We start from the raw sequence: 2,030 nt of genomic DNA on the forward strand, positions 1-2,030 counted from the left end.
GACAAAGTTTGAATCGAGCCTCTCTTCTCGTTGCCATGTGATTATCACCTCATAAGATTAATATAAACTTGTACCTACACATAATGGTACTCATGTATAATATCATTTTCATTTACTTATGTCAATTATTGATAATGGTGAAAGTCATTGAAATAAGTGCATAATAGCGAACTTATATTACACTTTTTTGCGATAATATTGCTCACTATATCGATTGTGCATGCTTCATCATATTTTATAGATTTAGATGAAAAAACAATTATAGTATGCTACAATATTAGTAAGAAAGGTAATAGGTATCATTGGAGTTTTATGTCAATATTGGGGGAATACTATGAAAGAGTTACCTACAATGCAAGAGCTACAAAGTTTTATTACCTATAATAAAACAGGAAGCTTTACATTAGCTGCACAATCTATGAACATTACACAATCAGCTTTCAGCGCTCAAATGAAAAAATTAGAGCGTTTAGTTGGTGTGAAATTAATTTCCCGCTCTACACGAGGTAGCCGTTTGACACCAGAAGGTGAATTATTCCTACCAGAAGCAGAACAAGTTCTCGACACATTGGAACGTGCTATTCAATCGATCCGTTTAGCCAGCAAGGTAGAACGTCCAATCTTAAATATTGGTGTATTGCGTAGTTTAGGGGACATTCGCCTTAACGGATATGTATCCCACTTCTTCCAAAACCACCCTGAGTTCTCTGTCAGCATTTATGACATGGAAGAAGAAGAGTTGATGCTCGACTTACGCGAAAATCGTATCGACATTGCCCTCCTCTACTTACCAAATAACAAGGATATGTCAGCATATGAATCTACAGCCCTTCGCGAGGACGAATTCGTATACTATGCACCAAACATTATCGATAATATGGAAGTTGCTAGCTTGAAAGCAATTCAACAACAACCATTACTTATGTATCCACCTAAGTACTTTATGTATCGTACATTGAAAAATTATGTTGGTAACGGTCAACAAAATCTACACATTAGAGGTAGCCGCTTATCTAACCCATATACAATGATCGACTACTGTCAAAAAAATAAATCAGGCTGCATCGTAGCACGCCAAATTCTAAATTCTTTAAATATCAATGATGGCTACATACCTTTAGAAAAACCATTTAAACTACAAGTGTGCTTCGCCTTTAAGAAAAACAATTCTAAATCGGAAACAATGCATACCTTCATGGATTATGTACACAGCGAATCACCAGCTCGTTTATAAGAACGAAACAAAACCCGTACACATATATGTGTACGGGTTTTAATGTTATTATATCCTCTATTAATGTCTATATTTAACATTTTTACCTTTTAATATCTTTGTCTTTTAACATTCTTCTCTTTACCACTAGTAACGATTCATCTTGGTCATTAAATAATTGCTCTCTACGCTAACAAGTTGTACAATAGAGAATAGATTTCAATTAATACTGTGAGGTTATTATGCTCTTATCTATTTTCTTCTTTATATTAGCCGGTTTAGCCGAAATCGGTGGCGGTTATTTAGTATGGCTCTATATGCGCGATGATAAAAGTCCTGTATATTTACTGGCTGGTGCTATCATCCTATTTTTATACGGCCTTATCCCTACCTTCCAACCAGAAGCAAGCTTTGGTAAGGTTTATGCAGCCTACGGCGGCGTATTTATTGCCCTCTCCATCCTATGGGGTTGGCTCATCGATGGTTTACGACCAGACACATATGATATCATCGGCGGTCTCGTCTGCCTTGTGGGCGTTTATATCATCATGTACGCGCCGCGTTAAATACAAAGAGTACAACTGCTACAGTTGTACTCTTTTTTCTATGTCTTTTTCTATGTCTATGTCTATTTTTATGTCTATAACTAATATTTTCTAAATAAATAACTATTTTTATATAAATAGAAATAACTATTGATATATATAAATAGCTATTGTGTTATATAACAAAAAGCGGCCATCCGAAGATAACCGCTTACGTTGGTGGACGATGACAGGATCGAACTGCCGACATCCTGCTTGTAAGGCAGGCGCTC

General features: G+C 35.9%; 2 protein-coding genes. Both read left to right on the forward strand.

The genetic code is table 11. The features are described from left to right. Positions 1-334 precede the first annotated feature (334 nt). Positions 335-1,234 carry a LysR family transcriptional regulator gene (locus QZ055_RS09280; protein WP_060923797.1) on the forward strand — a complete coding sequence of 300 codons (900 nt, stop codon included), beginning with the start codon at positions 335-337 and terminating at the stop codon, positions 1,232-1,234. Positions 1,235-1,455: 221 nt separating this feature from the next. Beyond that, the gene (locus QZ055_RS09285; protein ID WP_105084910.1) at positions 1,456-1,779 is read left to right on the forward strand and encodes a YnfA family protein; all 324 of its coding nucleotides are present in this window, start codon (positions 1,456-1,458) and stop codon (positions 1,777-1,779) included. The last annotated feature ends 251 nt before the right edge of the window (positions 1,780-2,030 follow it).

Origin of the sequence: uncultured Veillonella sp. (assembly GCF_905209685.1) — a bacterium.
Lineage (GTDB): Bacteria > Bacillota > Negativicutes > Veillonellales > Veillonellaceae > Veillonella.

Coding starts and splice junctions, on each gene's coding strand:
- QZ055_RS09280 (WP_060923797.1), top strand. CDS start 335: ATGAAAGAGTTACCTACAATGCAAGAGCTACAAAGTTTTATTACCTAT.
- QZ055_RS09285 (WP_105084910.1), top strand. CDS start 1,456: ATGCTCTTATCTATTTTCTTCTTTATATTAGCCGGTTTAGCCGAAATC.